Source organism: Vreelandella andesensis, assembly GCF_003989795.1.
GTDB lineage: Bacteria > Pseudomonadota > Gammaproteobacteria > Pseudomonadales > Halomonadaceae > Vreelandella > Vreelandella andesensis.
Window position 1 is genome coordinate 113,713 of the sequence record NZ_RZHG01000002.1, and the last position, 22,077, is coordinate 135,789.

Here is a 22,077-nt window from a genome sequence, read left to right on the forward strand (position 1 = left end):
GCTGCGTTGATGACGCAGCCTTTTAGGTTAGCAAGCTTCCCTTTAGAAAGATGCATGCATTGCTCAGGAAAAACACTTGAACGACGATCAATCGGCTGGAGAGGTTTTTAGAATATTTTCAAGACGTTCGATCTCAGCTCGTGCATTGACGAGTTCGCTTACATCGTACTGCACTCCAAGGTAATAGATTAAGTTACCCGAGGTATCATGCAGCGGTTGAATCATTAGCCTGTTGTGAAATAGCGTTCCGTCCTTACGATAGTTGCGCAGCGTAACCTCAACGGAATCATGTACTTTAAGGGCAGCACGGATCTTATCGAGCTCGGGTTGATCACGATCTTCACCCTGTAGGAAGCGACAGTTGCGACCCAAGATTTCATCCTGGCTGTAGCCCGTCATGTGCTCGAAAATTTCATTAGCATAAATAATCGGAGAGTCTGGCTGGTCCGGGTCTGAGAGGGTTACTCCATTGACGCAAGTGTCCAGAATTTTTGTCAACACGTGCGGGATAACGCCAGTATCTTTATCAGGAATAAATAGCATGGTAACTCCAGCAAGGGGGCACGATATTGATAATATTAGTCCGTCTTCTTATGGCCAAGTTCCCGTTCGGCCAGAGTCTTCAGGTCGCGTACTACACGATCTGTACCATCCTTGACCGCTATGCGAATGAGTTTCTCAAACGGCCGCATAGCGAAGCTCAGGCGCGCCAATTCAAAACTGAAGGTGAGCCGTGTGCAGTCCAGTTGAGGTTCGAAAATGTAGTGGATAACAAACGGATCCTTGATGCCTTTGAAACATACTCGGCGATCAGGTTCTAGCTCAATGACTTTGAAGTCGGCCTCGGTACGGCGCCCTTGGTCTATTCTTACCTGCCGCGCTGTCCACCCGACAACCAATGGCCCGCTGCTCAAGGGTGTCAGCTTCTGAACCTCGGGTGACCAGCGTGGATAGTTCTGGGCAAAATCGGTCACTACGAAGCCAAAAACATCAGGCACCGAACAGCGAATCAGGATACTGGATTGGGACTTAACCATCGTTCGAGTACTTCCCATTAAAACGTTTACGGGAGTTCGCAACGCTATGAGCATTTGTGCCAATAGAATCGTTGTTGGGTTCTATTGCGAATACGCTAAGCGTTGAACATAGCAGAAATCTCAGCAGGCCCTCAAGGCGTTATTTACCAGAACGCAACATGGGGCACTGCGCCCGTTTTCCAACGTAACTAAATCGAAATAGTCATTATGGTTATCTTCAGCCAGATATATTTCCATGCTGAGATACTTTACATCACCACCTATATTTCCCGTTATCCACTCGAACTAGATGCTGCCATGGCGGCGTCAACGATAACGCCTCGATTAGATGCCGCCATGGCACTAGGACGTTCACATGTGCCATGAAACGTTCCCGACAAGTTATTTTGATACTAAGACCTGGGCAAACAAGAGCAAGTGCTTTGACTATTTTTTCAAAGTTTACTTACCTTAACAGGCAATCCCTGTCGCACGCTGGCACCGCTAATGGGTTCTAGCCACGTGCCGCCTACTTCCCGTGTGGGGTCTTGAAAGCCTAGGTCGTTTATGTTGATACCTGCCCGCATCCAGGGCATGTCGGGTTGAGACTCTCCGTCAATAATGTGCGGCGTGGCACCTAGGTCTTTATGGCCGTAGCCGTGTTCGATACCCAATGCGCCGGGCACTACGCTTTCGCTGACCAGCGCCAGACCGACCACGCTACCGCCGGGGCTTTCAATGCGAATGGTGTCGCCATGCTGAATACCAAAGCGCTCGGCGTCCTGGCGATTCATCTGCACAGGGTTGTAAGGCTTGATCATTCTTAGCCGCTCGTTGCCAATGGCATAGGAGTTCATCAAGTTGGACTTGAATGAGAACGCCAGCAGCGGCCATTGCTGTTCTGAAAACACCTCGCGCATGGCTTGTTTGTTGGCTAGCTGGGGAAGCCTGTGGCGGGGCACGCCACTATTGGGTAAGCCGTTGGTAGTATCAATACTGGTGCCAACTGCTTCGTTGTAAATACACAGCGTTCGTTTCCACTGGTTTTTTAGATGATCGCCGATAAAGTGTTCGCTGGCGTCTTCAAAGCGCCCACCTCGCGCGTAAAGGTAAGCAACCGGGCCACGCTCGTCTGTTTTGAGCGTGCGTTCGAGTTTGGGCAACAATGGGGCAATACCGCCATGAGTGATGTCTGCTGCGTTCGCTTCCGGTAACGGTTCATCTTGAAAAGCAATATTGGCGGCTGCCCGTAGGTAATAGTCTTCAGCGCGATGAAGCGGGTGAAGGTGGCCATCGGTATCAGGAATGGCGTTGTCGCCAAAGCCGGGCAGCCCCAGCCGCTTAGCAACGGCAATAAAGAAGCTGTCCATAGATACCGGCTCACCTTCGGCGGTTTTCTGTTGGCGCGGCTCCACAACGGGCCAGCAGGCGGTGGAGAGTTTGCCCAGCGTGCCTTTCCATGCACCCGCGAACCCCCATACTTCGTACATCACCGAATCGGGCACGATGTAATCGGCGTAGCGGTTAGTTTCGTTGATAAAACCATCGACAGCGACAAACAGCCCTAATCGCTTAGGGTCTTTCAGCTTATCAACAATCACGCTTTTCAGGCCCGCTTGGCCATAAATCGGGTTGGCCATACAGCCAATGACTGCTTTGATAGGGTAGGGGTAGCCATCTAGCGCGGAAGGTAAATGTTCGGTGAGCGTAGGCGGTGCTAAGGAACGCCAGGGGGCTTTTGCCGGGTAAGGATTCTCTCCGGCAGCGGCTTTGCGTTGATACTCTGATGATTTTTCATAGGGAAAGCGTGAGCGGGAAAGGAACACGCCTTGAGGGCCACGTTTACCGGGGAAGTTGGCTAGGTCGTAGCGGGGGCCTGCTCCCGTACCGCTGTAAGTGCCACCGCCCACTGCGCTGCCGCCTTTCATGTTGTAGTTGCCTGCCAGTAGGTTAAGCATTTGCACGCTGAAGGCAGCGTAAAAGCCATTACCTGACATCATGCCGCCGTGGCAGTTAACGGCTGCTTTTCTACCATGGCTGGCATAGCGGCGAGCCAAGTCAATTATCGTTTCTTTAGAAATGCCGCAATGTTCGGCATAGGTGTCTAGATCGTACTCATTGGCTGATTCACGCAGCAGCGATAGGCTGGTTTTTACCGTCACGGTCGTGCCATCGGCCAGTGTTACCGGGCGTTCATCAAACAGATCAGCGGTCATCACCTCTTCGCTTAGCGCAAGTTCACCGTTTGCCACCACCACAGGGGTGTCTGCATCACTGCCGGCTTCGGCAAGACCCAGATCACTGGCGCGCAAAAAGTAGCCCCGGCGTGGGTGCTCGAAGGTATCAATTACTAAGTGGGTGGCATTGGAGTGGGTGGTTTCAGCTGCGGCATCGGCGGCGGCTTGACCGGGTAACTCGAGAAATTCGTGCGCATAGCCTTCGTTATCCAGCAGCCACTGAATAATCGCCATGGCAAAGGCGCTGTCGGTTCCAGGGCGAATCGGTACCCAGCGGTTGTTGTCCGCAGCATGGGAGGTGGCGGCATTCAGCGCAGGGTCGACAATAACATATTCTAACGTGCCGGCGGCACGGGCCTGAGCAATCAAGCGGCCCTGGCGTTTAAAAGGGTTCCCTGCCTGACTAGGCGCAGAGCCGATATACATAATAAAGCGGGCGTTCTGAATATCGGGCTTTACGTGGGCATTGGTGACAAGATTATTCATCACTGCCCCAGAGCCCATGCGGAAAGCCAATCCACAGTAAGCGCCATGGTGGCCATAGTTGCGAGTAGCGAAGGCGTTAAGAGTGAAACGTTTAAGCAAATCCGAGCGCCCGTAGTCTGTGGCTTCCATCACCATCAACTGATTAGCTTTGGGGCCGAACTCCGGGTTGTCAGGGTCGATCAGCGTATCGTGGTCGCGTATATCACGCAGGCCGTCTACTTGACCTTCACCAAACAGATCGCCGCCTTCACATATTTCTTCAATAAGTTGCTCAAAGGAAATTTTTTGCCACTCGCGATTGCCCCGTTCACCTACTCGTTTAAGGCAGTGATCGATACGGAACGGGTTGGTGATTTGGCTCATCATTGCATTGCCGCGGGCACAAGCGGTAGAGCGGTTCACTTGGCCTTGTTCTTTAAAAGCACTCACGCTGCGCAGTGCATCGGCCACGGGGGTACGCATGGGTAGGTGATCATCGGCGGAAAGCGGGTGGTAAGGATTGCCCGAAACCCGCAGCACCTCTCCACGCGTGTCATCGACCCGAACGCGTACGCCGCACTGGGTGGTGCAGCCGTAGCAAATGGTAAAGGCAACCCGCTGGTCAGGTGTAAGGGTTAGCTCGCCGGTGTCTAAATCAACGCGGTACTCCGGTGTTAGCGAGTTGCCGTGAATATTGTGCTTAGGTTTTTCACCCGCGCTGCCGGTAACACCTTTGGCCATTTTGGCCAACGGGTCGGCGTAGCCTACTGCAAAGGTGGCTGCACCGCCTGCGGCAGCAGCGCCTTTAAGAAACCGGCGGCGTGAGAGGTCTTGAGAAGACTTAGCCATGGTTAGGCGCTCCTTGTTTAGCGTTAAGAGAGTCACTGGTAGCGGCAAGAGAATCACTGGATGCATTGGCATCGAGAGGAGTAGGCGTGCTGACACCACCTTGCTGGGCTTGCCGCCAAGGGATAAACAGTTCAATCAGTAAAATAGCGGCGAGCCACAGACCAAAGGTGCCGACAATGCCTAAAATGCCGGAAGAGCCAGCGGGAATGCCATAGTGGTGGAAGCCCGCGCTGTTACGTGCCACATGCTGAACATCCATCAATACCACCCAACGGAACATCCAGCCCATATGAATAGCCACTAGCCCCAGCAACCATGCCCAGGCAAAAAGAGTAGGTTGGCGCTTGGGTGAGCGTGTTAGTAGCACGATAACAGCGGCGAATAGGCCGATACCGGTGATGCCTCCCCATAACGCGGTGTTGCGCCAAGAGGGGCTGTAGCGTACAGATTCAAGTGCGGCGGCTACAGAGCCGACATGGGCATTAATGCCATCTAAAAACCAGCTAAAGGCGATGAGTCCTGCCACCCCACAAGCCACTAACAGTACATATAGCATCTGTCGAATAGCGGTTTGTGAACAAAGTCCGCTCACCCGGTTAAGTACTAATAGCAGCCCCGCGGCAGCAATAAAACCGGTGGCAACCAGCATGGGCGGTAGCCAAATTGTGTTCCATAAGGGGCGAGCTTTGACGATAGCCAACTCAGCACCGGTATAGAACATGATGCCGCTAGAAAGTAAAAGCGCGGCCAAGCAAACCACGGCTACCAGCGCTCTGGGCGTAGAACCACTTCCCATGCTTAGCCATTTTGCGATAAACCCACCAATTCCTGCGGTGTTTCGCTGGGCTTGTAACGCAGGCCGCCAGGCCAACCAAGCAAGGCCTAAGATGCTGATCAGGTAAAGAGGCAGTACCACACTGCCAATCGACATCCACGAGTGAGTGTTGGCGTAAGCATAAAAGTGCCAGAAACGCAGTGGCTGGTGTAAATCTGCCAACAAGGCCACTGGTGCTACTAACGTAGTGCTGATGCAAGCAATGAGTGCTAAGCGTGCGGTGGGTAGCCAAGCTTGTTTGCCGAAAATTAACGCCGGAGCAGTTAGCCATAGACTGGCGTAAGAGACCGCGATCATAAAAAAGTACTGGACTGCCCAGGGGTACCAAGCGATGTCATAACGTGGGGCGAGTAGTTCAATGGTGGAATTCATAGCCCATCTCCTGACCGTGGGGATCGAACACTTCAAGCGCCACAGGTTCCGCCATCGGGCGAGTAGTGAAGCGCTCATCCATACCTAGGTAGAACACTTGGGGAAAGGTGTTTTTTTCTGGCTGGAGCACCATGAGGGCGTCGCGATGCTCGTTAATTAGACGGCTAATTTGGCTGTTTGGATCACGCATATCGCCAATAATCCGCGCGCCGCCTACGCAGCTTTCAACACAGGCGGGCAACAGCCCAGCTTCTAAACGGTGGGAGCAGAATGTGCACTTGTCAGCGGTTTGCGTTCGTTCATTAATGAAGCGTGCATCGTAAGGGCAGGCGTTAACGCAGTAAGCACAGCCGACACAGCGATCACTATCTACCACAACGATGCCATCCTGCTGTTGATAAGTCGCTTCAACGGGACAAACCGGCACGCAGGGTGGATTTTCGCAGTGGTTACACAGTCGTGGCAGCATAAAAGTCGCCAGCTCACCGCTCTCTTGGTGCTGTACCTCATATTGAGAAACCGTCGTGCGGAACTGACCTAACGGCGCGGCATTCTCGATATGGCACGACACCGTGCAGGCCTGACAGCCGATACACTGGCGCAGATCGATCAGCATGCCATAACGTTTGGTGGGGTCGCCTTCGCGACGTGCAGGCTGCTGATTGATACCTGCGTTGGCAAGACTGGAAAACGGTACTAGCGCAGCGCCTGCACTTAGGCGGGCCAGCTGGCCTAGTAACGACCGGCGTATGGCGTCCATAACGCCTCCTTAGCTGATGAAGATCACGCGCACATGGCGGCGGAAGATCGAGATACACTAAGGATACGCTGTTGGTTAATGTGAAAAATTGATACGTGTCAATGAGTTACCGTTAAAGTCTTAATGCTGCCTTAATCTTAAAGCGCTAACAAACTGTTTTTAAAGCGTTATGGGAGCAACAGGATCTATCGATTTATATTCATATTTGATGCGACTAAATACCTCGTGCGGACGCCTTAAAAATGGGCTAATATTTAATTGTGTTATTAGCTTATAGGTTTTTGTTATGAAAAAATTAAGAATAATTCTGACGACTGCGATGGTTACCGCGCTAATACCGGCATCTACCGTTGTCGTTGCTGATGATGCAGCAGCCTACCGCGAGACGTCCTTAGGACTTTATGTGAACGCGCGAGAAGCCTATGCGTTACTTGAGGAAAACGAGGACGCTATTTTGATTGATGTCCGTGACCCAGTTGAAATCAAATTTACAGGCTTCGCTGAGCCTACCGATATACATGTACCCTGGGTCATTGCTGACAACAGTCAGTTTGACGCAGCAAACAGTACTTGGCCGATGGTGCGCAATTCTGATTTCGCGGAACAGGTCCAGGTAGCCCTAGCTAAGCATCAAGTTAACGAAAACACGCCTATTATTGTTATGTGCCGCTCGGGGGCAACACGTAGTGCGCCCGCAGCGGATGAAATTGCAAGTATGGGATTTTCTAACGTGTATTCGGTGAGTGATGGTTTTGAAGGCGGTACCTTGGCAGAAGGGGACTCTAAAGGAGTCCGTGCTCGTAATGGCTGGCGCAATTCAGGTTTACCGTGGAGTTATGACGTAGATCCGAATGTAGCTTGGTCTAGTGCTCAATAATAAGGTGCACACAACACCTAACTACTCTTTAAAGGAAACAACTATGCGAAAATTATTATTGATAGCCGGTGCTTTTGCTTTTGCAGTTCCTGTACTGGCAACAGCTGAAAACCACTCCAGTGAGAGCGATAAAGCTCTAATAATCTTGACTAGTGACTCTCTTGAAACACAAACCATGGCGATGATATTGGGTAACGCTATGTATCAACAGGGGACGGAGTTACATTTTCTGCTATGCGATGCAGCAGGTGATCTTGCTGTTAGTGGTTACGAGAGCGATAAAGCTGTTAACACCCCGCCTAGTAATCCTGCAGGGCAAGTGACGCCAGAAGGTATATTAAGCATGCTTATGGCGGAAGGGGCAAATGTTGATGTCTGCGCAATTTACCTCCCCAACTCAGATTATACTCAAGAAAATCTTTTAGATGGTGTCGGCGTTGCTGCACCAGGTCCAATGGCAGAAATGATGCGTGACCCGAACATACCAGTGCTCAGCTTTTAATTATTAACCGATAACTGCGCTATGACGAGTAAGCTCGTGGCGCAGTTTTTTTTGTTGTGTTTAAAATAGTCACCAGCTCTATGTTTTGCTAAAAAATCCTCTGATTAATGATTTTTTTAGCTTGTATAAGTCGTGCTACTAGAAATGGTTTTTTAATTTATGGTGATTGGAGGTGATGTGATTTTTCCCCCACGGTTTTCTCGCGCTATTTTTTCTATTTTAATGTCAATTTATATGGTTACTATAATGACATTTGTCATTACCTGGGCTAATACAGGAATGGTGGATGGTTTTCTTGGGCGCTGGTGGCAAGCATTTTATATTGCATGGCCAATAGCATTCTGCCTGATATTAGTAGGGGCTCCTCAGCTACAAAAATTAGCGGCTATGTTGATTAGAAGAGATTTTAAATAACAGCTTATAAATCCTTGCTGTGCGCCGCTAACAAGTACAACGCCTTAATATTATTGTGTAGTCCACATTACCAAACATAACGGCACCCAAAACGTATTTGGTCTGCTGAGGAAAGGATATTTAATTTTAGTGATGCAATCGGTCATGCCCCAGATTAACCGCCAATCTCGCGATTTCACTGCTAAAACTACGCACGGTGAAAAGTCGTTGAGCGACTATCGTAGTAAGTGGTTAGTACTTTTTGCCCACCCGTCTGATTTTACGCAGGTATGCACCACGAAGGCTACGAGTACACTGACTGGTACTTCTGCAAAAAATCCGTTTAACACCTGTTGATGACGACTGGATGACTGACTACGGTCAGTCATCACGGAGTTTTCAGCCAATTTTTAGGAGAATAACGCATGAATATTTTTGCGCATTCTGAGCACACCGATAGAGGAACACCTGATGTTGCTGGTTTTTTTGACCCGCGCACCTTTAGCATCCAATACGTGGTGAGCGATCCTGCGACGAAGCAGTGTGCGATTATTGATCCTGTATTAGATTTTGACGAAAAATCAGGCGCTACAGCGACTCATCATGCTGACGAGCTACTGGCCTACATCAATAAAGAAGGTTTGTCGGTGGTGTGGATTCTTGATACCCATCCCCATGCCGATCACTTCTCTGCAGCGCAATATTTGAAAGAAAAAACCGGCGCTCCAACGGCTATTGGTCAGCACGTAACCCAGGTGCAGGCGCTGTGGAAAGAGATTTACCACTGGCCTGACATGCCCGCCGACGGACGCCAATGGGATAAGTTATTTGCAGAAGGCGAGACGTTTACCATCGGTGAGTTAAGTGCTCGGGTAATGTATTCACCAGGCCATACACTTGCTTCTATTACCTATGTCATTGGTGATGCAGCGTTTGTTCATGACACACTTTTCCAACCTGATTTTGGCACTGCACGGGCGGACTTCCCCGGTGGCGATGCCAACGTGCTGTGGAACTCTATTCAGCAGATTCTTGCGCTTCCAGAAACAACACGCGTGTTTACTGGGCATGACTATATGCCCGATGGCCGCGAGCCTCAGTGGGAAAGTACGGTGGCGGAACAGCGCGATTGCAACCCGCACTTAGCAGGCGTCAGTAAAACGGATTACATCGCCTTACGCCATCAACGTGATAGCGAGCTACCCATGCCTAAGTTAATTCTGCACGCTCTACAGGTGAATGCTCGAGGCGGTCGATTGCCGGAGCCAGAAGCTAATGGTAAGCGTTTTTTAAAAATTCCACTGGATGCCTTAGAGGGTGCTGCTTGGGATTAGCGTATTTGTAACTTCCAGACGATTGGTAGTGACGCGTTTGCTAATGAAGCTGCTTATCGCCTTAGTTATTGGCTATCGTTTTAGTTATCGGCTATCGCTGGGCTGCTTGTAGCCGAAATAAATGTCCCCGTGATGGATCGCTTAAAAGACACCAACCTTTATCATGAACTCACAGGGCCGATGTTTTCGCTACCTTCAATGCCTAGCAAGCGTTGGTTTATCCCGATTAAGCACTCACGGCAATAGAATGTCAGCACGCTTGCTGAGCGAAGTGATTGCTTACATAAGTTAGAGGAAAAAACGTTATGCAACAGCAGCAAACGAAGATCGCCATTATTGGAGCGGGCAGCGCTGGGCTTAGCGCGTGGCACGCTGCACGTAAGCACACCGATGATGTTGTTTTAATTGAAGCAGGTGCTTACGGCACCACTTGCGCTAGGGTAGGCTGCATGCCCTCTAAGTTACTGATAGCCGCCGCCAACACGGCCCACAGTGCCCGCAACGCTGCAATGTTCGGTGTCACCATTAACGATATGGTGGTTGATGGGCATGCGGTGATGACTAGGGTAAAAGGTGAGCGCGACCGTTTTGTTGGCAACGTCTTGGCCTCTATGGCGTCGATTCCCGAGTCACACCGCCTGCAGGGGCACGCGCGTTTTATCGATCCCTACACGCTGGCTATTGATGACCATACCCAACTGACAGCCAACGCCATCATTATTGCCACTGGTTCTCGAGCAACATGGCCGCGCTTATTAGAAGGTGCGGGAGACCGCTTAATCATCAATGATGATGTGTTTGACTGGGATAGTCTGCCGCCATCCGTTGCCGTAGTAGGGCCGGGCGTCATTGGCATGGAGTTGGGGCAAGCGCTTAGTCGATTGGGCGTGCGTACGCGCACTTTTGGTGTTGGCGGTGCTATTGGACCTTTTCAGTCTGAGAAACTGCGGCAGCTAGCCGATGAAACGTTCAGTCGCGAGCTATATCTTGATCCTGATGCCACGATTGAGCATGTTGAGCAGCATGACAATGGCGTTGCCATTACGTTTTACGAGCGAGAAAGTGGCCAAAAAGTCACCGAAATAGTCGACTACGTTCTAGCGGCAACAGGGCGTAAACCTAACGTAGATCAGTTGGATATTGAGAAAGCAGCCCTGGCGCTAGATGAGCGTGGCGTTCCTATGTTCAATCGTTTTACCACGCAGTGTTTGGGCAAGGACAACACACCTAGCCATATTTTTATTGCAGGAGATGCGAACCAGTCAGCTCCGCTACTTCATGAGGCAATCACGGAAGGAAAAATTGCCGGACGCAATGCCGCTTGTTTAGACGATGTGCAAGTGGGGCAACGTAATGTTCCGCTCGCGATTGTGTTTACCGAACCCCAGATGGCCATTGTGGGCGAAAGTCGTGCGGCGCTAGAAACGCGCTATGGAGGTTGTGACTGTATTGCTGAGGGAGGCGTGTCATTTGACGACCAAGGCAGGGCATTGGTAATTGGAGAAAACCATGGTTACTTAGCACTTTATGCTGAGCATGGCAGCGGGCTTTTTTTAGGGGCTGAAATGTTAGGGCCCCGTGCAGAGCACATTGCCCATTTGCTTGCCTGGGCCTTAGAGCAAAAGTTAACCGTTAGCCAAATGCTGGCAATGCCTTTTTATCATCCTGTCATTGAAGAGGGCGTAAGGTCTGGGTTGCGTGACTTGCAGGCTAACTTGAAGCAAGGGTCGAGCATTACTGAGCGCTGTATGGAGTGCGGGCCAGGCGACTGATAAACGGGTGTAGATAATACATTGGTAAGAAAATGTTGAGCTGAGGGCTATATGGTGGGGCATACCGTTTCCTTTGAAACGATAGATGCCTGCAAAAATGCCACCAGTTCATCACTATGTTGCGCCATGCTTGATGTTAAGTCGTGTCCGCCCGGCACTAAGCGCAGCATCGCGTTGTCCGTTTGGTTGGCCAGTCTATCGGCATCTGTTGGCGGTATTACGCAATCACTGTCGCCATGAACTAAAAGGACGGGGCAGGTGATGCGCGCTAACGTATGTAGCGGGGCAATGCTATCAAACCGATACCCGATCACCCGCTCTACATAACGAAGTACGTACCAGCCGAGGGGGAAAAACGGCATGCCTTTTTCTGCCAACCATCGCTTCATCATATCCGCAGGATGAGCAAAGCTCGATATACTAACAACGGCGGTTATATCTCTTCGCCGTGACGCTGCTAGCAGCGTGGCAGCAGCACCGACTGAATGGCCAATCAGTGCCGTGGCACATCGATTATTGGTGCTATGTAACCAAGTGAGTGCAGCGTCAATATCTTCGGCAAAACGTGGCATTGAGGAGAATGTATCTTCATCACTGTTGCCATGATTGCGCACATCGAATACCAGCACGTTCCAGCCAGCCGCTAGCAATATGGGAACTAACGGTAGTAGAGCGGTACGATTAGACCCCCAGCCATGGGTCAATACCGCATGTCCCTTCTGTTCATGCGTAGTGGTAAACCACCATCCTTCTAATGTGAGCCCTCGCGCCGTTGCAAAACGTATGGTTTGGCGATTAGAAAAGACCGGATTTTCTAAGTTAACAACTGATTCACGGGCAGGGGTAAGCTGATGGCGCAGGCGCTGATGAAAAAAGTGGAAGAGCATAACGACCAGTATGCTAATGATGAGAGTACCAGGGGCCCATAGCCATAGGTTCATGCTTTATCCTTACTATACGGTGCCAACGGTAACTATTTATCGTTGAGGAAAACGAGGTAGGCCCTCTTTTATGCTTAAAAGAGGGCAGGTGTGCACGATAAGACTGCTTAGTCCTGATTAGCGAAACTATCGAATGCTTCCAGTGCTTGGGCAGCATAGGTAAACGCCGGTCCACCGCCCATGTACATACAAACGCCTAGCATCTCCATCACTTCTTCGCGGGTTGCGCCAAGCTCTGCAGCAGCTTTAGAGTGGAAAGCAATGCACCCATCGCAGCGCACACTAATGCCAATTGCTAACGCCATCAGTTCTTTATGTTTGTGCGAAAGGGCGCCTTCTTTGTTTGCTCCCTTAGCCATTTGGGTAAACCCTTTGGCAACATCTGGAATGTTTTTGCCAATATCCTGCATTAGCGCCGAAAGGTCTTGGGTCTTTTTTTGCCAATCTTTATGCACAGCGGTCTCCTTTAAGTGAGATGACGTTAGTTAGATCAGTGATGATAGCCTTCACCCACTTTTACCTTGCCGCGAAATATCCAATAGGTCCAAGCGGTATAGGCAAGTACAATGGGGATAACAAACAGAAAGCCTATTAACAAAAACAGCTGGGATTCCGGAGCAGAAGAAGCATCCCAAATGGTGTAGTTTGGCGGCACAATCACCGGCCACTTACTGGCGATTAACCCAAGATAGGTAAACAAAAAGATGCCAAGCGCCATGACGAAAGGCAGGCCTTCATTTTGGCGCTTCACCGAACGGTACACCATGCCTGAGCAAAGTAATGCCAGCACTGGAAATACCCAGATGAGCCGGAACTGATCCAGCCAGCGGCTATATACCTCAGGGCTAACCAGCGGTGTCCAGATACTAACAATGGCAAACACGGCTAAGACCGCGATTAACAGTTTAGGCGTTATGGTGTAGGCCCACTGCTGCACATGCCCTTCTGATTTCATAATGAGCCAAGTGGCGCCTAGTAGCGCATAGCCTGCCATCAGCCCTACCCCTGTGAGTACCGTGAACGGCGTTAGCCAATCAAGTGCACCGCCAGCATAGCGAAAATCTTCAACGGTAAACCCTTGGATATAGGCACCCACTACGGCGCCTTGTGCAAATGCCGCGATGGCCGAGCCTAAGAAGAACGCACGGTTCCACCAGCGACGGTTTTTATGGGATTTAAAACGAAATTCAAACGAAATACCGCGGAAAATTAAACCAGCCAGCATCAGAAATACACCGATATACAAGGCGGGCAAAAAAACCGAATAGACCAGTGGAAACGCACCCAGAAGCCCCGCGCCGCCAAGTACTAGCCAGGTTTCATTGCCATCCCATACCGGCGCTACAGAGTTCATCATCACATCGCGCGATTCCTCGTCGGGAGCAAAGGGATACAGAATCCCCAGGCCTAAATCGAATCCATCCATAATGACGTACATGATGACGCCGAAGCCGATGATGACGGCCCAAATAATGGCTAAGTCAATACTCATGATGCGTTTGCTCCTGTCGCGTTTTCGACCAAATCGTCATCAATCGGGGTATGTGCTGCTGACAGCGGACGTTTGGGACGCTCAACTTCCCCATCAATCTCGTTGGAGTCATCAAGCATTCCATTGCGTACAACGCGCGTGAGGTAATACACACCCACGACAAAAACCACACTATAGACAGCGATATAGCCAATCAGCGTGAACAGAGCCATGCCGCCCGTTAATGAGGGAGTTAGCCCCTGGGCATGCGTCATCACACCGTATACCAACCAAGGAGCGCGCCCGGCTTCTGTGACAATCCAGCCGGAGAGCACGGCAAGAAAGGGCGTGACGATCATGACTACCAGTGTTTTGAGAAACAGCGGATTCTTGAAAGCATGTCCTTTTCGACGCATTAACAACCCAGCTACCGCGACGCCTATCATTAAAAAACCAATGCCCACCATTACACGGAACGACCAGAATACAAGCGCAACGGGAGGCTGCTCGTCGGGCGCGACCTCAGAAATGCCGGGGATCACCCCCTCTGCGCTATGTGTGAGAATGATGCTCGCCATGCTGGGGATGCCAATCTCAAAACGGTTCGTCTGGTTTTCCTGATCCGGCAGCGCAAAGAGCAGCAGCGGTACGTTAGAGCCGGTTTCCCAGTTACCTTCCATCGCCGCTACTTTCGTTGGCTGGTGCTCAAGCGTATTGAGGCCATGGAAATCACCAATCACTGCCTGCGCTGGCGTGAGAAATAGGAGTAGCCATAAACACATGGAAAGTGCTTTTTTGTTGGCCTCCACATCGCGGTTGCGCAGCAAATACCAGGCGCTAACGCCTGCGACGACAAAACCACCGGTGAGGAAAGAGGCCATGCCCATGTGCGCAAAGCGGTACCAGAACGAGGGGTTAAAAATAGCCTCAAGCCAGGACGTAATGTGGAAGCGCCTATCAATCAGCTCATAGCCCGCCGGTGTTTGCATCCAGCTGTTAGCGGAAAGAATCCAAAACGACGAAATGAACGTGCCGATCGCCACCATGATGGCGGCAAACAAGTGAACCCCTTGGGGTACCTTGTGGCGGCCAAATAAAAGTACACCCAAGAAAGCAGCTTCAAGAAAGAAAGCAGTGACTACTTCGTAGCTGAGCACAGGGCCCAGAAAATTCGAGGTGGCGTACGAAAAGTTGCTCCAGTTGGTGCCAAATTGAAAGGACATCACGATGCCTGAAACCACGCCCATGCCGAATACGACAGCAAATACCCTTGTCCAGAACTGAGCTAGACGATCCCATGCTTGGTTGGCAGTTTTATAAAACAAACCATGTAACACGGCGATATAGGATGCTAAGCCAATAGTAAACACTGGGAATATAGCGTGGAAGGAAACGACAAACGCGAATTGCAAGCGGGATAAAAATAGCGGATCGAGCTCCATTTAAACCTCCAATAGCATGAAGCATGATAAGAGATAGATGAGTGGGCGTGTTACGTGTGGTAAACAAGAACGCATCTCTCTTATATTTCTTTAAGTACTATGCTTATTACTTTTTTATGATACATGAGGCGGAACTGAAGCAATAGACAAGAGGGGGTGGAAGGGTGATGGCGTATTGTCGCATCATGGGGCGCAGGTACGCTGCGCCCCTCTTTGTGAACTGCTTAGCGAGCGTGAATAAACATTAATCCTTCACGCCCTGTCATTGCTTGGGTAACTCCTCGTGTTTAAGGCTAATTAAATAGCTCAATGGATGCAGGATGATTAATGCAATGACAAACGTGGCGGCGGCGGCACCGATGAGCGCTATCCAGTCAACGGCTGTTGCTACAAAGCCAAGCGCCGAGTGAGTTAGCCAAGGAACCCAGAGTATTGCCGTCAGTCCGATTAATAGAGCCAATAGGTTAGCAGGGCGGCTACGATGGTGAGTGATCTGATAGCCGCGTAGATAAGCGAGTAGGTGCAGGCCGATGATAATGATTAACCCCATTATTAGCAGCCACACAAAGGGCGCTAAAGCGTACATCAATATGGTCAGTATTCCGCCAATGGACATGTCAGCTCTCCTTATGCTTGACCTTCAAGCACAGCGTAGTAAGCGGGTTGAAGCATGCGGTCTTTCATTACCCATACGGCCCAGGACTCTTCAGTGGGATCAATGAAGGGGAATGACGGCATAAACGCGAAATTATCGGCGTAACCAAACTCTACTAGCATGGCCTTACCAATGCCGGTAATCATAGGGCACGAGGTATAGCCCATATGGCGTGCAGGAAGCGCATTCCCTTGCATCAAGGCAAGCAGGTTCTCTTCGACCACCGGTGCTTGTGCCTTAACACTGGCGGCGGTTTTATTAATGGGGGCGCCGATTACGTCGCCAATACCAAACACCTCTGGGTAGCGGTTGTGCTGCAGCGTGTGGATATCGACATCTAGCCACTCGCCCCTAAACGGGCCATCTTGCGCGATAAGAGCGCTCTGTTTGACAAAATCGTGGGCACTCATCGGCGGCACGACGTGAATAAAATCGTAGTCTGCAATGACGGTTGGTTGGTCATCGCGTCTGAACTCTGCTTGGCGTAATTGATGGTGGGACGTGAACTCGCTTTCTGGCCCGACAAACGCAAATTCAGCCTGTTTGGCGTGAGGGTCAATGGCGGAGAGTCGATAGTGGTGCCGTCGATTGACGCCCTGGTCATCAAAGCGTTGCTTAACGAATTCATCGACCCACGGTTGAGAGAATAGGCTAGCACCCGGGGCCATATAGTCGACATCAAAGGCATCGCGTCGCCCAGATGCTTCTAATCGGCTTAAGGTGGTGAAGGTCATTTTCAGCGGTGCTCCAGCGCATTTTACCGGGGTGGGAGCCGCCGTAAAAATACCTCTTCCGTGGCCGTTCTGGAGCCACGTTTGAATTGCCTGGTTAGTGCGTGATGCTTCCTCAATACCTGCATACACACTGCCAATTCCATGCTGTCCAACCAACTCCGGTTTCATACCCTCGATTAAATGGTAATTCAGTTGAATACCGGTCGCGACAATTAAGAAATCGTATTCAAGCGTTTCGCCCCCCGCAAGAGTGATGCGCTTGTTATCAGCGTCAATGCTGGCCGCGTGTTCACGCACCCAATTGACACCCCGGGGTAGGAACTGCGCGTTAGGACGCATGGTTTTGTCTGCGTTCCAAACGCCGGACGCCACCAGTGTCCAGCCCGGTTGGTAGTGGTGCGTTTCGCGAGGTTCTACAAGTGTGATAGTTCCGCCCTGTAGGCGTTTGGCGAGTCGATTTACCATCGCCATGCCTGCTGCACCACCGCCAAGAACCACGATATGTGCTTGGGTTCGCAGAGTGCTAGCAGATAACCCGCTGAGCGGTAGTAAGCTACCAACACCCAGTCCAGAGCCGACTTTCAATAACGCCCTTCGCGTCACTTTTTGCGTCAATAATGATGGCTTTTGCATGGGATCTCCTTAAGCGAAAGCTAACATATAATTTTTAGATATATTGTTATTCCATTATGTATGTTTTGCGCAAAAAAGCTATAGACAATTTGTCCTACTTGGCGTGTCAAAAACCTACGTAAAAACGGACTGTACAAACACTAAAGTGACCCTTGAGCGCTTCCGCTGTCACTGCGCTTCCAACGATTGCGGCCGTGCTCAACCCACGAAAGCAAAGCAGGGATGATAAATAGCACGAGCAGCGTGGAGCCCCCCAAACCGAAAGCAATTGATGTTGCCATGGGGATGAGAAATTGGGCTTGCAGCGATGTTTCAAACAGCAGTGGTAACAGCCCGCCAATGGTGGTTAGCGACGTGAGCAGAACGGCTCTGATCCGTTGCACAACGGCTTCATTGAGTGCAGCGTCAATTTCCAAGCCCTTTTCACGCTGCTGGCGGTAGAAGCTGACCAGAATAATGGCGTTATTCACCACAATGCCTGACAGCCCAAACAGGCCGAAAAGCGACAAGATTGTCAGGTCGATCCCCAATGCCCAGTGCCCAAGCAGAGCGCCTACCAAAGAAAAGGGGATAATCGCCATCACGATCAGCGGCAGGGTCCAGGAGGCAAAGACCCAGGTTAAAACGGCGTACATTAAGCCCAAGCCAATCACAAGGCCGGTGCGCATATCTGCCATGGTTTCGCGCTGGTCAGCCGCTCGCCCCTCAAAACTGGTCGTTAAGAAGTATTCACGCTCCAAGCGAGGTAGTAGCTCGACGGACAGGCTTTCTAACACCTGTTCTGCGGATGTTGTCTGGCTGTCAATTTCGGCGGTTACCTCAACGGAAAGCTGCCCCTCGGCATGGCGCAAGGTCTCGAAGCCTTGGCGATGGGATAAATCCATCACCTGAGAGAGCAGTACCTGGCGGTCATCCGCTAACGTCACTGCGAGACTGGAAAGAGTAGATAAGCGCTCGCGTTGGTACCTGGGCAGTTGAACGCGCACTTCGATTTCATCGGCACCTGATTGGTGTACCTGCACGATCCGGCCATCAAAGGCGGTACGTAACTGGCTGCCTAAGTCTTCAGTGGTTAGGCCCAGTGCTTGGCCATAGGCGTTAACACGGTAGATCAGCTGCTCGCGCCCCCAGGGCATATCATTTTCGGTGCTGAGTACGCCGGGTAACCCTGCCATGGCCTCGCCTAGCGTATCGGCGGCACGGCGCAGGCCTTGCGCGTCTTCACCGATTAGCCTGATGTTCACATCCTTACCCGGCGGGCCCGCGGCACGCTCAGTGATATTCAAGTTATCCAGTCCGGCCGGTGTTTGTATCCGTTCACGCCAGGCGCGGATAAATTCCACATTGCGCACGTCACGGGTATCGGGCGAGGTGAGCTCGACCATTAATGAGCCGACGCCATCGCCGGTGCGGGCTGGCGCGCCCCCTGATTGAGTGCTGCCGTAGTGAGCAACGGCCGTGCGCACTAAGCCGCCGCCGAGGGCATCATCGGTTGCCTGTAGGGTGGCCTGCAGGTGGTCGACAAAATCGGCTGCTTGCCCTCGGTGGGTGCCTGCCACAAAGCTGGCGTTGGCATACACAATGCTGGATTCTGGCGACGGGAAGAAATTGAAGCCTATACGGCCACCGGCGAGCAACCCGGCGGTCACCAGCGTAATTGCCAGCGCAGTGGCCAGCGTGACGCCACGGTAGCGCAGGGAGCGCTGAGAAAAACGCCGGAAGCGGCCGTCACGAAACTGTTCAAAACGCGCCTCGAACCCTTGGCGCAGCCGCTCGACACCGCGAGCCGGGCGCTTAATCTTGTTAGCAGGTATAAACGCATTACGCAGGTGGGCAGGCAGCACCACAAAACATTCCAGCAACGAGGCGATTAGAACGCAGATCATAATAATCGGAATATCGCCGAGGATATTGCCGATCACCCCGCCGACCATTAAAAGCGGCATGAAGGCTGCCACCGTGGTTAGCGACGAGGCGATCACTGGCCATAGCATGCGTCGTGCAGCGCCAGCAGAAGCAAGCCTTGGGTCTTCGCCCATGCGGTGGTGAGCATCCGCGTCTTCGCCCACCACAATCGCATCATCGACAATCACCCCCAGCGCCATGATAAGGGCAAACAACGACATCATGTTGATGGAGCCGCCAATGCCCCAGAAAACACCTAAAGATGCGAGAAACGCCGTAGGAATGCCAACGGCTACCCATAGCGCCACCCGCGCGGGAAGAAAGAAATACAGCAGAATCACCACCAGCAGCAGGCCGGTTAGACCGTTACCCAACAGTAGCGAGATGCGCTCATCGATCAGTTGCCAAGACTCATCGTAAACCTCTAACTCGACGTTGGGCGGCAGGGTGGGGCGCGTGTCTGCCAGCCAGCGCTCGAGGTGTTTCGCGGCTTGCAGGGAGTCTCCGCTTTCTGCCCGCTGCAAAATCATTTCAACGGCTGGCTGGCCGCGGTAGGTTAGTTCGACCTCCCCCTCGCGGGCTTCCTGATGAACGCGTGCGACGTCGCCTAAGCGCAGCTGCAGGCGGTCGTTACTGAGAACGGGCATGTCCTCGAAGGCTAGGGCATCACGGTGTTGTTCAAGAGAGCGTAATTCCCGGGTACTGTCTTGTTGCCCTAATAAGCCCGCTGGTAAATCCCGCGACATGCCCTGAACTTGAGCAGCAATTTCTTCCAGGGATAACCCGAGTGCTTGCAGGCGTTCAGCAGGTACTTCGATGCTGATTTGTTGAGCAGGAAGCCCGTTGAGCTGAATACGGTCAATCCCCGCCATCAGCAACGAGTCTTCAAAACGATGGGTTAACTGGCGCAGTTCGTGGGGGGCTAAATCACCATGCACCAGCAGGCGCGCCACGGGTTCGTATCGTGCTTGGCGAGCGATTTCGGGGGTTTCTGCATTGGCTGGCAGGTTCGTAAAACTATCCACTTGTTGGCGAATGTCGTCCAGCGCTAACACCGGGTCGCTGCCTTCCTCCATTTCCAGCGTGATATTGGCAATACCCTGGGCTGAGGTGGACGTCATTCGCTTCAAACCGTCTAGGCTGCGCAGTCGCTGTTCCAGCGGATTCGTAATGCCCTGTTCAATGTCTTCGGCAGAAGCACCGCTCCACACCACGCGCACGCTGACCACATCGAGCGCAAAGGTGGGGAAAAACTGAATGTTCATGCGCGCAATACCCAGCGCACCGCCCAGCAGCATTACCAGCATTACCAGGTTGGCCGCTACCTTATGGCGAACAAAAAAGCCGATCACATCGCCACGTTGGGTCATTGAGTATCCCCAGGGCCAGTCGATGTGTGGGTGATCTCAACAGGCAGCCCCTGAACAGCGTTAGGCAAGTGGGTCGACATGATGCGGTCGCCTTCTTTCAGTGTCTCTGCACGCACTAATAGCCAACGCTCCCCGTCGTGCTGGGTCACTTCACCTAACCGTTCGACGTGCTGGCGCTCCAGGCGGTTGTCATGATTGATACGATAAAGTAGATCGGCCCCGTGCAAAGCGGAATAGGGCACGACGAATGCATTCCCCACCCCAGGGCGGCGAAGCTGAACTGCCATCATGGCCCCCGGGCGCAATCCATGAGCGAGACCTTGCACTGAAAAAATTGCTTCGGTGCCGGTTGGGTCGCTTTCCCCCGCCAGGCGTTCCAGTACGAAGCGCTGGATGCCATTGGTGGCGGTAGCCTCAAGCGGTACACCGCTGAGCAGGTGCGCTTCAAGTTCAGTGTGATAGCGCTGTGGAATACGGGCGCGTAGCTCTAGGCCATCGAGCGGATAAAGCGATAGTAAGGCGGCGCGTGGAGCCACGTCGTCGCCTTCAGCAACATGCACCCGCGTTACGCTGCCAGCGAAGGGTGCGTGAACACGGCCACGCTCCAGATCACGTTGTGCGTCGTCTTTTTGCACTTGGGCCCTGGCCAAGCGAGCTTCCAAGCTGGCTAGCCGAGAAGGGTATTCGGCGATGGTGCTTTCACGGGCAGATACAGTGAGCTGAGCGCGAGCCACGGAATCGCGGGCCGCATCAACATCAGTTTGAGACGTTAGGTTGCGTCCTTCCAGAGAGCGGTTGCGTTCCAATTGGCGGTTAGCGCTGGCGAGAAGATTGCGCTCTTGGGCTAAAACTTGGCGATTATTCTCATGGCGGATGCGCTCGTTTTCTAACTGAGCCTGCAGGTCGGCTAGTTCAGCCTCGGCTTGGCGCAGCGGCGATGATAAGTCGTCTTCGTCCAGCGCTATAAGCAGCTCCCCTTGGGCTACCCGCTGGCCATCGCTTACTGGCCGCTGCGCCACCCGCGCTTGAATTGGCGCTACAAAGGTGACCATATCTGGCGCAACCACTTCGCCAAATAATGCAAGCAAGGGGGCATGTTCGCCAGGCGAAACGCTCAATGCCTCGACAGGCCAGCGGCGCTCCTGGGCTTCCACAGGGGCAGGCTCAGGGCGTGTGTAACGCAACGCCATAAAGCTGGCAATGCCAAGAACTAGAATCACCAGCGGGAGTAATCGCTTCAGCATAAGAATATCTTTATATGGAATAAGGCGTGCTTATATTAACCCGCTTGCATTCCCAATAATATCGATTCACAGCACTGTTGCGACAATGCGGCGCACTTAGAGAAGGTTCGCATGGGTTGCCCAAATTTTCTGACCAATCAGATATAAATAAGGTATATCGCTAAAAAAACGAAAACAAAGCGCTTTCCTATAGCCGGTGCGGCTGTTTGCCCTAATGAACGCTATATATAATTTATTGATATATGTTTATCATTATATGTATAGGCATCT

The 22,077-nt window shown here is 51.9% G+C and carries 19 protein-coding genes; 6 read left to right on the forward strand and 13 right to left on the reverse strand.

All coding sequences use genetic code 11. The annotated features are described in order from the left end of the window. Positions 1–87 precede the first annotated feature (87 nt). From ELY33_RS01185 to dsrO, 5 genes are all read right to left on the reverse strand, one after another. The gene (locus ELY33_RS01185; RefSeq protein ID WP_126942701.1) at positions 88–543 is read right to left on the reverse strand and encodes a PAS domain-containing protein; all 456 of its coding nucleotides are present in this window, start codon (positions 541–543) and stop codon (positions 88–90) included. A 35-nt stretch (positions 544–578) separates the two neighbouring features. Beyond that, the gene (locus ELY33_RS01190; protein WP_126942704.1) at positions 579–1,037 is read right to left on the reverse strand and encodes an SRPBCC family protein; all 459 of its coding nucleotides are present in this window, start codon (positions 1,035–1,037) and stop codon (positions 579–581) included. Between the two features lie 434 nt (positions 1,038–1,471). After that, entirely contained in the window at positions 1,472–4,567 is a 3,096-nt protein-coding gene (locus ELY33_RS01195) for a molybdopterin dinucleotide binding domain-containing protein (RefSeq protein WP_126942707.1), read from the reverse strand. Then, positions 4,560–5,774, reverse strand: coding sequence for an NrfD/PsrC family molybdoenzyme membrane anchor subunit (nrfD, locus tag ELY33_RS01200; protein WP_126942710.1), 1,215 nt, complete (start codon positions 5,772–5,774; stop codon positions 4,560–4,562). The genes ELY33_RS01195 and nrfD overlap by 8 nt, the downstream gene beginning before the upstream one ends. After that, complete coding sequence (gene dsrO, locus ELY33_RS01205) at positions 5,758–6,534, reverse strand: sulfate reduction electron transfer complex DsrMKJOP subunit DsrO (protein ID WP_126942713.1); 777 nt, start codon at positions 6,532–6,534, stop codon at positions 5,758–5,760. The genes nrfD and dsrO overlap by 17 nt, the downstream gene beginning before the upstream one ends. A 286-nt stretch (positions 6,535–6,820) precedes the next feature. On the opposite strand from dsrO, the gene ELY33_RS01210 reads away from it, so the two are divergent. The 6 genes from ELY33_RS01210 (at position 6,821) to ELY33_RS01235 (ending at position 11,412) form a co-directional block, all read left to right on the forward strand. Further along, on the forward strand, positions 6,821–7,411 hold the full coding sequence (locus ELY33_RS01210) for a rhodanese-like domain-containing protein (protein ID WP_126942716.1): 591 nt from the start codon (positions 6,821–6,823) through the stop codon (positions 7,409–7,411). A 43-nt stretch (positions 7,412–7,454) separates the two neighbouring features. Continuing rightward, positions 7,455–7,913: a DsrE family protein gene (locus tag ELY33_RS01215; RefSeq protein WP_126942719.1), complete on the forward strand. Its 459-nt coding sequence runs from the start codon at positions 7,455–7,457 to the stop codon at positions 7,911–7,913. Between the two features lie 159 nt (positions 7,914–8,072). Beyond that, positions 8,073–8,327 carry a DUF2798 domain-containing protein gene (locus tag ELY33_RS01220; protein WP_479694249.1) on the forward strand — a complete coding sequence of 85 codons (255 nt, stop codon included), beginning with the start codon at positions 8,073–8,075 and terminating at the stop codon, positions 8,325–8,327. A gap of 144 nt (positions 8,328–8,471) precedes the next feature. After that, positions 8,472–8,663 (forward strand): redoxin domain-containing protein, encoded by a 192-nt coding sequence (locus ELY33_RS01225; protein WP_244208538.1) that lies wholly within the window; start codon positions 8,472–8,474, stop codon positions 8,661–8,663. 68 nt (positions 8,664–8,731) lie between these two features. Then, entirely contained in the window at positions 8,732–9,640 is a 909-nt protein-coding gene (locus tag ELY33_RS01230) for an MBL fold metallo-hydrolase (RefSeq protein ID WP_126942725.1), read from the forward strand. 305 nt (positions 9,641–9,945) lie between these two features. Next, the gene (locus ELY33_RS01235) at positions 9,946–11,412 is read left to right on the forward strand and encodes a dihydrolipoyl dehydrogenase (protein WP_126942728.1); all 1,467 of its coding nucleotides are present in this window, start codon (positions 9,946–9,948) and stop codon (positions 11,410–11,412) included. A gap of 47 nt (positions 11,413–11,459) precedes the next feature. On the opposite strand, the gene ELY33_RS01240 is transcribed toward ELY33_RS01235, so the two are convergent. The 8 genes from ELY33_RS01240 to ELY33_RS01275 all read right to left on the reverse strand — a co-directional run bounded on the left by ELY33_RS01240 (position 11,460) and on the right by ELY33_RS01275 (position 21,807). Further along, positions 11,460–12,353, reverse strand: a complete 894-nt coding sequence (locus ELY33_RS01240) for an alpha/beta hydrolase (RefSeq protein ID WP_208644180.1) — start codon at positions 12,351–12,353, stop codon at positions 11,460–11,462. Between the two features lie 107 nt (positions 12,354–12,460). Beyond that, positions 12,461–12,808 (reverse strand): carboxymuconolactone decarboxylase family protein, encoded by a 348-nt coding sequence (locus ELY33_RS01245; RefSeq protein ID WP_126942731.1) that lies wholly within the window; start codon positions 12,806–12,808, stop codon positions 12,461–12,463. A gap of 35 nt (positions 12,809–12,843) precedes the next feature. Continuing rightward, the gene (gene cydB, locus ELY33_RS01250; protein ID WP_126942734.1) at positions 12,844–13,845 is read right to left on the reverse strand and encodes a cytochrome d ubiquinol oxidase subunit II; all 1,002 of its coding nucleotides are present in this window, start codon (positions 13,843–13,845) and stop codon (positions 12,844–12,846) included. Continuing rightward, the gene (locus ELY33_RS01255; RefSeq protein ID WP_126942737.1) at positions 13,842–15,266 is read right to left on the reverse strand and encodes a cytochrome ubiquinol oxidase subunit I; all 1,425 of its coding nucleotides are present in this window, start codon (positions 15,264–15,266) and stop codon (positions 13,842–13,844) included. The genes cydB and ELY33_RS01255 overlap by 4 nt, the downstream gene beginning before the upstream one ends. A gap of 262 nt (positions 15,267–15,528) precedes the next feature. Continuing rightward, positions 15,529–15,882, reverse strand: a complete 354-nt coding sequence (locus ELY33_RS01260; protein ID WP_126942740.1) for a DUF5368 family protein — start codon at positions 15,880–15,882, stop codon at positions 15,529–15,531. An 11-nt stretch (positions 15,883–15,893) separates the two neighbouring features. After that, positions 15,894–17,288 carry an NAD(P)/FAD-dependent oxidoreductase gene (locus ELY33_RS01265; RefSeq protein WP_126942743.1) on the reverse strand — a complete coding sequence of 465 codons (1,395 nt, stop codon included), beginning with the start codon at positions 17,286–17,288 and terminating at the stop codon, positions 15,894–15,896. Positions 17,289–17,428: 140 nt separating this feature from the next. Further along, positions 17,429–20,563, reverse strand: a complete 3,135-nt coding sequence (locus ELY33_RS01270; protein WP_126942746.1) for an efflux RND transporter permease subunit — start codon at positions 20,561–20,563, stop codon at positions 17,429–17,431. Then, entirely contained in the window at positions 20,560–21,807 is a 1,248-nt protein-coding gene (locus tag ELY33_RS01275) for an efflux RND transporter periplasmic adaptor subunit (protein ID WP_126942748.1), read from the reverse strand. The genes ELY33_RS01270 and ELY33_RS01275 overlap by 4 nt, the downstream gene beginning before the upstream one ends. Positions 21,808–22,077: the final 270 nt, after the last annotated feature.

What these genes read in the sequence shown, in the direction of transcription:
- ELY33_RS01235 (WP_126942728.1), top strand. Translation starts at nt 9,946, where the DNA reads ATGCAACAGCAGCAAACGAAGATCGCCATTATTGGAGCGGGCAGCGCT.
- ELY33_RS01210 (WP_126942716.1), top strand. Translation starts at nt 6,821, where the DNA reads ATGAAAAAATTAAGAATAATTCTGACGACTGCGATGGTTACCGCGCTA.
- nrfD (WP_126942710.1), bottom strand. Translation starts at nt 5,774, where the DNA reads ATGAATTCCACCATTGAACTACTCGCCCCACGTTATGACATCGCTTGG.
- ELY33_RS01195 (WP_126942707.1), bottom strand. Translation starts at nt 4,567, where the DNA reads ATGGCTAAGTCTTCTCAAGACCTCTCACGCCGCCGGTTTCTTAAAGGC.
- dsrO (WP_126942713.1), bottom strand. Translation starts at nt 6,534, where the DNA reads ATGGACGCCATACGCCGGTCGTTACTAGGCCAGCTGGCCCGCCTAAGT.
- ELY33_RS01265 (WP_126942743.1), bottom strand. Translation starts at nt 17,288, where the DNA reads ATGCAAAAGCCATCATTATTGACGCAAAAAGTGACGCGAAGGGCGTTA.
- ELY33_RS01215 (WP_126942719.1), top strand. Translation starts at nt 7,455, where the DNA reads ATGCGAAAATTATTATTGATAGCCGGTGCTTTTGCTTTTGCAGTTCCT.
- ELY33_RS01275 (WP_126942748.1), bottom strand. Translation starts at nt 21,807, where the DNA reads ATGCTGAAGCGATTACTCCCGCTGGTGATTCTAGTTCTTGGCATTGCC.
- ELY33_RS01190 (WP_126942704.1), bottom strand. Translation starts at nt 1,037, where the DNA reads ATGGTTAAGTCCCAATCCAGTATCCTGATTCGCTGTTCGGTGCCTGAT.
- ELY33_RS01260 (WP_126942740.1), bottom strand. Translation starts at nt 15,882, where the DNA reads ATGTCCATTGGCGGAATACTGACCATATTGATGTACGCTTTAGCGCCC.
- ELY33_RS01220 (WP_479694249.1), top strand. Translation starts at nt 8,073, where the DNA reads ATGGTGATTGGAGGTGATGTGATTTTTCCCCCACGGTTTTCTCGCGCT.
- ELY33_RS01255 (WP_126942737.1), bottom strand. Translation starts at nt 15,266, where the DNA reads ATGGAGCTCGATCCGCTATTTTTATCCCGCTTGCAATTCGCGTTTGTC.
- ELY33_RS01185 (WP_126942701.1), bottom strand. Translation starts at nt 543, where the DNA reads ATGCTATTTATTCCTGATAAAGATACTGGCGTTATCCCGCACGTGTTG.
- ELY33_RS01230 (WP_126942725.1), top strand. Translation starts at nt 8,732, where the DNA reads ATGAATATTTTTGCGCATTCTGAGCACACCGATAGAGGAACACCTGAT.
- ELY33_RS01240 (WP_208644180.1), bottom strand. Translation starts at nt 12,353, where the DNA reads ATGAACCTATGGCTATGGGCCCCTGGTACTCTCATCATTAGCATACTG.
- ELY33_RS01225 (WP_244208538.1), top strand. Translation starts at nt 8,472, where the DNA reads ATGCCCCAGATTAACCGCCAATCTCGCGATTTCACTGCTAAAACTACG.
- cydB (WP_126942734.1), bottom strand. Translation starts at nt 13,845, where the DNA reads ATGAGTATTGACTTAGCCATTATTTGGGCCGTCATCATCGGCTTCGGC.
- ELY33_RS01270 (WP_126942746.1), bottom strand. Translation starts at nt 20,563, where the DNA reads ATGACCCAACGTGGCGATGTGATCGGCTTTTTTGTTCGCCATAAGGTA.